Consider the following 8,373-nt stretch of genomic DNA (forward strand, 5'->3'; position numbering starts at 1 on the left):
TCCGGGCAGCCCCCCTTCGGGCGCGCGGGTTTTCTAAGTCCTTGGCCATATTGTCAATGCGGCGAGGGCGGCGGCGCTTCCGAGGAATTCTGCAAGGGCGAATAGAGGCCTCGTGCTTCGGTGGCCGGACCACGACGCTCGCCGAAGCCCTCCACCTGCACCGCGATCAACCGCCCGCCGAGGGCGAAGACCAGCTGGTCGCCGACCTTCACGGGGCGAGCGGGCTTGTCGAGGCGGCTCTCCTGACCGGCGCGGGTCAGGCGCACGCGGCCCTCGTCCACGAACTTGGCCGCCAGCGAGCGGGTCTTGAAGAAGCGCGCGCGCCACAGCCACACGTCCACCCGGCAGGCGTCGTCGCTCATGCCACCACCTTGGCCGCCGCCTTCGCCTTCTTGCGGCGGGGCCGGCGTCGGCGGGCGGGAGGCGGCTGGTCCTTCAGCGCCGCCAGCGCCGCGAACGGCGAATGGGCAGGGGCGGCCGCGCGCGGAGCCTCCGGCCGCCGCTCGCCGCGCCGCCGCCAGGCGACCGGCTCGCCGGCTTTCGGGCGGTTGGCGGGCGCATAACCCAGGCCGCGAAGGATGGTGTCGGTCTCAGCCTTGCTCCAGCCGAGCTCGTCGCGGGCCTGGTCGGAAAGCACGACGCCCCCGCCCTGCTTCACGCCGGCGCGCATCAGCTCGTCCAGCCGCTCGAGGCTCTCCACCGAGGTCGCGAGGCCGCGCACGGCGCGCAACCCATGGGCCGACAGCGCCCGGGGCGAAACGCCGGCTTCGGGCAGGCGACTGACTCCGGCGGCCGGACGCCAGCCGGGCGTCTCGCGGCCCGCGATCGCCTGGGCCAGCGCCAGGGCATCCGGCTTCAGCACGCCCGGCATGTAGATCGAGTGGGCGCCGATGCGGACGCCCAGGCTGCGCAGCATCCGGCGCTCCACCTGGCTGAGCGCCCGGGTCTCGTCGCGCACCTCGGCGCGGTCCAAGACGCCGCCCGCCTCGATGAGGCGATAGGCCAGGCCGCGGGCCAGTCCCTTGATTTTCCCCTCGGCGACGGCGGCTTCCAGCTTGCGCAGCGGCGTAAGCCGGCGCGCCGCCTCGGCGGCGACGAAGGCCTCAAGCCGGCGTTGCGCCCGCTGCCGCGCCGCGTCGTGGCCCAACTCGCCCAGCAGCCGCACGCGCGGGCTGAACGGCTGGCCGCCGGCTACCACGCCCGCCGCCTCGCCGCGCCAGAGCACGACGCCGTCGGGGCTGAGGCTGAAAGCCTCGTCAGGCTCGCCAGCCAGCTTGCCCAGGCGCTTGGCGATCTCGGGTCCCACGGCATGGTTGGCGGCGGCGCGCAGCGCCTTGGTCTCGAGCACGCTCTGGCCCTCAGCCGCCTCGAACTGCACGCCCGATAGCTTGCCGACGTAGTGGCCCTCGACCGTGACCGAGCCGTCCGCGGCGACCCCGGCCAGCATGTCCTCCCGCACTCTCAGGCCGCGCATCAAGGCGCTGGTCCGCCGGTCGACGAACCGGGCCATCAGTTTCTCGTGCAGCGTGTCGGAGAGCCGGTCCTCCAGCTGCCGCGTGCGGCCTTGCCAGCCCGCGGCGTCGTGCAGCCAGTCCGGCCGGTTGGCGACATAGGCGAGGGTCCGCACGCTGGCCAGGCGCTGGGCTAGGGCGTCGATCTCCCCGTCCGTGCGGTCCAGGTGCGCGTATTGGCGCGCAATCCAGTCTTCGGGGATGCGCCGGCGGCCGCCCGTCAGGTGCAAGAAGAAGTCCTTCACCAGCCGCACGTGCTCTTCCGAGGCCACCTTGCGGAAGTCGGGCGTCTGGCAGACGTCCCACAGGCGGAACAGGTTCGTGCGATCGCGGGCGCGGTGGGCCACGTCCGGATCGTCGGCCAGCTGGCGCAGGGTGGTTTCGTCGAGCGCTTCCTTGGCGAGCTTCAGGCCCGGCCTGTCGGGCGTCTGGGCCAGCGAGCGCATCAGGGCCGGCAGCGAGCCGAAGTCGAGCTTGGAGTTCCGCCACTCGGCGCCGGCGACCGGCTCGAACTGGTGGTTCTCCACAGCCTCGACCAGGTCGGCGTCCATCTCCTCGGCCTCGCCCGTGACGCCGAAGGTGCCGTTCTTCTGGTAGCGGCCAGCACGGCCGGCGATCTGGCCGATCTCCTGCGGGTGCAGGAAGCGGGTTCGGTGGCCGTCGAACTTGCGAAGGCCGGCGAAGGCCACGTGGTCGACGTCCATGTTCAGGCCCATGCCGATCGCGTCGGTCGCGACCAGGAAGTCCACCTCGCCCGACTGGTAGAGGGCGACCTGGGCGTTTCGGGTGCGGGGCGACAGCGAGCCCATGACAACCGCGGCGCCGCCCCGCTGACGGCGGATCAGCTCGGCGATCGCGTAGACCTGGTCGGCGCTGAAGGCGACCACGGCGCTGCGACGGGGCAGGCGCGTCAGTTTCTTCGGGCCGGCGTAGGTCAGCGTCGAGAAACGGTCGCGGGTCTGGATCTCGGCGTGCGGCAGCAGGCGGCGAACCAGCGGCGCCATCGTGCCGGCGCCCAGCAGCATGGTCTCGGCCGTGCCGCGGGCGTGCAGCAGCCGGTGGGTGAAGACGTGGCCGCGCTCGGGGTCGGCGCAGAGCTGGATCTCGTCGATGGCCAGGAACTCGACCTCCACCGAAAGCGGCATGGCCTCGACGGTACAGACGAAATAGGCCGGCCGGGGCGGGACGATCTTTTCCTCGCCCGTGATCAGGGCGACCTCGCGCGGCCCGCGCAGCTTGACGATGCGGTCGTAGATCTCGCGCGCCAGCAGCCTGAGCGGCAGGCCGATCATGCCGGACCGGTGGCCCAGCATGCGCTCGACGGCCAGGTGGGTCTTGCCGGTGTTGGTGGGGCCGAGCACCGCGACCAACCGCGGCGGCGCTGCGCCCGACGGACGGTCGCTCATGAGCCTAAGGTGGGATGTGGGAAAGAGTCGGGCAAGCGAGGCCGAGACTTGGTCTTCGGAGGAGCAGGGGACGCCTCACGACCGGCCAACGCTTTGAACTCCTTACGCCAATACCTGCGTAAGCGTGACGCGCGAGCGCCCGAACGGTTGCACGGCTTAGCTTTTGGCGGGTGCGCCCAGCAGCCGAAGCAGGGCCTTGACGCAGGCCGCCGAATTCCGCGCCGCCATGGCTTCCATCTCGGTGAAGGTGACTTGGCTCTCCTCGCCGGCCAGGTCCGAGAGGGTGCGAATCACATAAAGGGGAGCGCCCCACGCCTCGGCCACCTGCGCGACCGCGCCAGACTCCATGTCGATGGCGTCGGCGCCGAGCTGCGCCCGCAGCTCGTCCCGTGTCTGGCCGCAGTTCAGGAAGTAGTCGGCGGTGGTGATGCCGCCCAGGCGCACCGGATGGTCCAGGCGGACCTCGTCCAGCAGCCGTCGGAGGGTCTCACGGACCTCGCCGCCGACGGGCTCCAGCTGGGCCGCCGGCGCGCCGAACGGGATCACGCCCGAGCGTGTGGCGGTGAACCGGCCGGCGGTGACGATGCCGTAATCGTGGATCGCCAGCCGCTCGGCAAACAGCACCGAGCCCACAGGCAGCTCCGGGTGCAGGCCGCCGGCCACGCCCGAGAAGATCAGGCTGCGGGCGCCGAACCGGTCCAGCAGCAGGGTGGCGGCCGAGGCGGCGTTCACCTTGCCGAGGCCGCATCGGGTCAGAGCCAGGCCATGGCCGGCCCGGACCTGGAAGGGGCCGTGGAGCTCGGGTTGGACGTCGAGGTCCAACACGGCGCGGAGCGCGGCGAGTTCTTGAGGGGTGGCGCAGAGGATCCCGATCACGCGCCGCCTATAGCCCTAGTCGAGGGTGCGGCGATAGCGAGCGACAGCCAACGCCGTGACGACACAGACGAAGGCTATCAGGGCGGCGAGCTCGCGCCACTGGTCCTCGAGGCCTTGGCCCTTGAGCAGCGAGCCGCGCACCACGCGCAGGAAGTGGGTCACAGGGATCACCTCGCCTAGCGCCTGCGCCCAGCCGGGCATGCCGCGAAAGGGGAACATGAAGCCGGACAGCAGGATCGAGGGCAGTATGTAGAAGACGCTCATCTGCATGGCCTGCAGCTGGGAGCGGGCCACCGTCGAGATGAGGAAGCCCAGGGCCAGCGAGCCCACGATGAAGAGGCTGACGCCCAGCGTGAGTCCGCCCCAGCCGCCGCTCATGGGCACGTCGAACAGCAACCGGGCGAGGATCAGGATCACGGCGGTCTGGATCACGCCCACCGCGACGTAGGGCGCCAGCTTGCCGGCCATGACCTCGAGCGGCTCCAGCGGGGTGGAGAGCAGGGTCTCCATCGTCCCGCGCTCGGTTTCGCGGGTGACGCTGAGGGCCGTCATCATCACCAGGGTCATCGACAGGATCACACCCAGCAGGCCAGGCACGATGTTGTACGAGGTCACAGCCTCCGGGTTGTAGCGGCGGTGGACCACGACCTCGAACGGGGGCGCGGCCTCGCCGCGTTGGCGAAGCGCCCCCTTCAGATCGTGCGCGAGGGCGTGGCGGGGGAGGGCGGAGAGCGCGGCCACGGCGCCGCCGGTGGCCGACGGGTCCGTGGCGTCCGCCTCGACCAGGATCTGGGCCTCGTCGCCGCGGGCCACGCGCCGGCTGAAGTCGCCAGGAATGGTGACCGCGAACTGGACGTCGCCGCGGCGGATCATGGCGTCGAGCTCGCCGGGGCTGCGCGCCTGGGCCACCAGGTCGAAGTAGGCGGAGTTCTCCAGGGCGGCGACCATGGCGCGGGCGTAGCGGCTGTCCTCCTGCGCCAGCACGGCGGTCGGCAGGTGGCGGGGCTCGGCGTTGATCGCGTAGCCGAAGAGGGTGAGCTGCACGACCGGCAACAGCAGCATCATGGCGTAGGTCACCCGGTCGCGGGTGAGCTGCTTGAACTCCTTGATCATCACGGCCGCGACGCGGTCCCAGGACAGGCCGCTCATTGGAAGTTGTCCTGTGCGCGGCTCATCAGCTGGATGAAGACATCTTCCAGCGTCGGCGGGACCTCGGTCCACCGATAGGGCTCCCGCCGCCAGGGCGCGATGGCCGCCTCGAGGGCGGCGCGGTCGCCGCCGCTGACGTGGACGGCGGCGCCGAACGGGGCGGCGGTCTCTACGCCCGGCCGGGCCGCGAGTTCCGAGGAGAGCCGATCCAGGCCAGGACCTTCGCCGTGGAAGGTCACCAGCCCCGAGGCGGCGATCACCTCGTCCGCCGTGCCGCGAGCGATCAGCCGCCCATAGCTGATGTAGGCGATCTCGTGGCAGCGCTCAGCCTCGTCCATGTAGTGGGTGGAGACCAGCACCGTCAGGCCTTCCGCGGCCAGGGCGTGGATCTCGTCCCAGAAGGTGCGACGGGCCTTTGGGTCCACCCCGGCGGTGGGCTCGTCCAGCAGCAGCAGGCGGGGTTCGTGCAGGGTGGCGGCGGCCAGCGCGAGGCGCTGCTTCCAGCCGCCGGAGAGCGTGCCGGCGAGCTGGCTGCGGCGAGCCGAGAGGCCCAGACGATCGAGGGCGGCGCCGACGCGTTCGGGCCGCCGGTCCAGCCCGTAGACGCGGGCAGTGAACTCCAGGTTCTCGGCGATAGTCAGGTCCTCGTAGAGGGAGAACCGCTGGGTCATGTACCCGGTGCGTCGCTTCACCTGCTCGGCCTCTGCGATGATGTCGAAGCCGAGCGCCTCGCCGGACCCAGAGTCCGGGGTCAGTAGGCCGCAGAGCATCCGCAGCGTCGTCGTCTTGCCCGAGCCGTTGGGTCCCAGGAAGCCGCAGATGCGGCCTTCCCCGACCTGGATGGTGACGTCCTGCACCACGTGCTTGGCGCCGAAGCTCTTGTTCAGGCCGCGGACGTCGATGGTGAGGCTCACTTGAGCGGCTCCACGTCCACGGGCTGGCCGGGGTTCAGCCGGACGCTCGGGCGAGCTTCCACCAGGTAGACCAGCCGGTCCCGGGCCTCGCGGCTGTAGATCACCGGCGGTGTGAATTCCGGGCGCGGGCTCACATACTCGATGCGGGCGGTCAAACCCTTGGCGCAGCCGTCGCAGGTGAAGCGAACGGTGCGGCCGACGCCATAGGCGGCAAGCTCCCGCTCGGGCACGAAGAACCGTACCTTGATCCGGTCGTCCGGCAGCAGGGACAGGATCGGCTGGTTGGCGGGCGCCCACTCGCCTGCCTGGAAGAAGACGTCCTCCACGCGGGCGTTGGTCGGAGCGGCGGGGGCGGTGTCCGAGAGGCGCGCCTGGGCGCCGGACACGACCGCTTCGGCCTGCGCGACGCGCGCATCGGCGGCGCGGACCTGATCTTCGCGGGCGCCGAGCAGGGCCGCGTCCCGCTGCCGGCGCGCGGCGCGAAGCTGAGCGTCGGCGGCTTGGGCGGCCGCGCGGGCGTCGTCGAGCCGGGCCGGTGCGTACCACCCTTGGCGCACGAGCGGCTCGGTGCGGCGGAGGTCCGCGTGGGCGTCGCGGGCGCGCGCCTCGGCGGCGGCGATATTGGCTTCGTAAATGGCGACTTCGACAGGGCGCTGACCTTTGCGGACGTCCTGAGCCTGGGCCTCGGCGGCGGCCGCCTCGGCGGCGGCCTCGTCGCGCTGGGCCTGGACCTGGGACGGATCGACCACGAACAGCGGCTCACCGGCTTTCACCTCCTGGCCGCGGGCCACGTGCATGCTCCGGACCGTTCCCGCCACCGGTGCGGCGAGGTACAGGGCCTCGCCCTCGATGTAGCCGGACAGTGTCCGAGCCGGTCCGAAGCGCGGCGCCAGCACGAGCCCGAGGACGATCACCGCCCCGAGGGCCAGCAGCGCCAGCGGCAGCATCCGGCGACGGGTCATGGCAGGGCGCCTTCCGCCAGCATGCCGGTCAGCACGGTGTCGAGGTGCTGGCGCATGAGCGCCGGAAGGTCGAACGGCGCAGCTCCGATCGGCACGAAGGTTTCACGCCAGATGACGCCGACCAGGAGTGGCGAGATCAGTTGCAGCGCATAGGCGCGCGGATCGCCCGGCTTGACCTCGCCGCGCGCCTGGGCGGCCTCCACGGCCGCCGCCAGGGCTCCTAGCGCCTGCGAGACCAGGTCGTCGTGCCAGACGCGGGCCAGTTCCGGGAAGTTGCGCGCTTCGCCGATCACCATCTTCACCACTCCGCCGATCGAGGTCGCTTGCACCACGCCCACCACGTGGCCGACGAGGCTGCGGACGAGATCTGAGAACGGGCCCGGGTGGGCGGCGGCCAAGGCCTTCACCTGGGCGATGTTGGGGGCCACCACCTGGCCCACGACGGCGCGGAACAAGTCCTCCTTCGTCTCGAAGTAGAGGTAGAGCGCGCCTTTGGAGACGCCGGCGCGGGCGGCGATCTCGTCGAGCTTGGCGGCCGCGAAGCCCTTCTCGGCGAACACATCCATGGCTGCGCGGACGATCTCGCCCGGCCGATCCGCCTTTCGACGACGGAACTTCGGCTCCCCCGGGTTCAGCATGGCCTCTCCTAATAACTGACCAGTCAGTCAGTAACATTGACTCCGCAGGCCCGCAACACCATGTTCTGTGGGGTCGAGGATCCGGGGCGGCGGGATGACGCAGTCGAATTTGTTCCCGTGGCGCCCATTTTCCGCCGTGGTCGGAAAGCAAACGACCGGAAACGCTCGCCGCCATCGTGCGGCGCCATAACAAGCAGGCGGTCCACGAAGCCCGGCGGCAGCCCGGGCGCGGACCCAGCATCGGTGAAAAGGGGTCTCAAGATGACGGACGGTTGGCGCGCGCGCGTTTCCGAACTGGCGAAGGACCGATCGCTGCAAGCTGTGACCCTGGCCGCCGCTGTTCTCGCCACGGCCGCGGTGGCGGCCCCGGTGCGCACGATGGATGCGCCCAAACCGGTGCGGTTCACGGCCATCGAGCGCGCGGTCGAGAGCGTGGTGCGGCCGGTCGAGATGGAGCTGGTCTGGCAGGGCGCAGACGTGGACGGCGACGGCAAGTCCGACTTCGCCAATCCCACGGGCCACGAGCCGCGAGACCACGACGCCTACGGCTCGGGTCACTTCGGCGCCTCGCGCGACGGCGGAGCCCGGATCCACGCCGGCGTGGACTTCGTAGCCAAGGCCGGCCAAGCGGTCGTCGCCCCGATCTCGGGCTATGTGACCAAGATCGGCTACGTCTACGCGGGCGACCCAAATCTCCGGTTCGTGGAGATCACCAATCCCGCCCTGAAGCTGGAAGCCCGGGCCTTCTATGTCCGGCCGAAGGTGCAGGTTGGCGACACGGTCTATGTCGGCCAGACGATCGGGCGGGTCCACTCGCTGCAGAGCAAGTACCCCGGCGGCATGACCGACCACGTCCACCTTGAGCTGATCGACCGGCGCGGCCGACGGGTCGACGCCACCAACGTGATCACCGCCGA

The 8,373-nt window shown here is 71.0% G+C and carries 8 protein-coding genes; 1 reads left to right on the top strand and 7 read right to left on the bottom strand.

Translation table 11 applies throughout. The features are described 5' to 3' along the window. Positions 1 to 53: 53 nt before the first annotated feature. The 7 genes from RIF93_RS04770 to RIF93_RS04800 form a co-directional block, all read right to left on the bottom strand. Entirely contained in the window at positions 54 to 362 is a 309-nt protein-coding gene (locus tag RIF93_RS04770; RefSeq protein WP_309088954.1) for an RNA-binding S4 domain-containing protein, read from the bottom strand. Continuing rightward, a complete protein-coding gene (locus tag RIF93_RS04775; protein WP_309088956.1) occupies positions 359 to 2,917 on the bottom strand; it encodes a helicase-related protein in 2,559 nt (852 codons plus the stop codon). Before RIF93_RS04775 ends, RIF93_RS04770 begins: the two co-directional genes overlap by 4 nt. 156 nt (positions 2,918 to 3,073) lie before the next feature. Continuing rightward, positions 3,074 to 3,793, bottom strand: coding sequence for a 5'-methylthioadenosine/S-adenosylhomocysteine nucleosidase (gene mtnN, locus RIF93_RS04780; RefSeq protein WP_309088958.1), 720 nt, complete (start codon positions 3,791 to 3,793; stop codon positions 3,074 to 3,076). Positions 3,794 to 3,808: 15 nt separating this feature from the next. Beyond that, the gene (locus RIF93_RS04785; RefSeq protein ID WP_309088960.1) at positions 3,809 to 4,942 is read right to left on the bottom strand and encodes an ABC transporter permease; all 1,134 of its coding nucleotides are present in this window, start codon (positions 4,940 to 4,942) and stop codon (positions 3,809 to 3,811) included. Beyond that, the gene (locus RIF93_RS04790; protein ID WP_309088962.1) at positions 4,939 to 5,856 is read right to left on the bottom strand and encodes an ABC transporter ATP-binding protein; all 918 of its coding nucleotides are present in this window, start codon (positions 5,854 to 5,856) and stop codon (positions 4,939 to 4,941) included. The genes RIF93_RS04785 and RIF93_RS04790 overlap by 4 nt, the downstream gene beginning before the upstream one ends. After that, positions 5,853 to 6,818 (bottom strand): HlyD family efflux transporter periplasmic adaptor subunit, encoded by a 966-nt coding sequence (locus tag RIF93_RS04795; RefSeq protein WP_309088964.1) that lies wholly within the window; start codon positions 6,816 to 6,818, stop codon positions 5,853 to 5,855. Before RIF93_RS04795 ends, RIF93_RS04790 begins: the two co-directional genes overlap by 4 nt. Then, positions 6,815 to 7,456 (bottom strand): helix-turn-helix domain-containing protein, encoded by a 642-nt coding sequence (locus RIF93_RS04800; protein ID WP_309088966.1) that lies wholly within the window; start codon positions 7,454 to 7,456, stop codon positions 6,815 to 6,817. Before RIF93_RS04800 ends, RIF93_RS04795 begins: the two co-directional genes overlap by 4 nt. A 261-nt stretch (positions 7,457 to 7,717) precedes the next feature. Here RIF93_RS04800 and RIF93_RS04805 point away from each other — a divergent pair. Further along, positions 7,718 to 8,373, top strand: a 656-nt coding sequence (locus RIF93_RS04805) for a M23 family metallopeptidase (protein ID WP_309088968.1), incomplete at its 3' end; no start/stop codon positions are given.

The sequence above is a fragment of the Phenylobacterium sp. genome (assembly GCF_031181185.1).
In the GTDB taxonomy this organism is placed as follows: domain Bacteria; phylum Pseudomonadota; class Alphaproteobacteria; order Caulobacterales; family Caulobacteraceae; genus Phenylobacterium.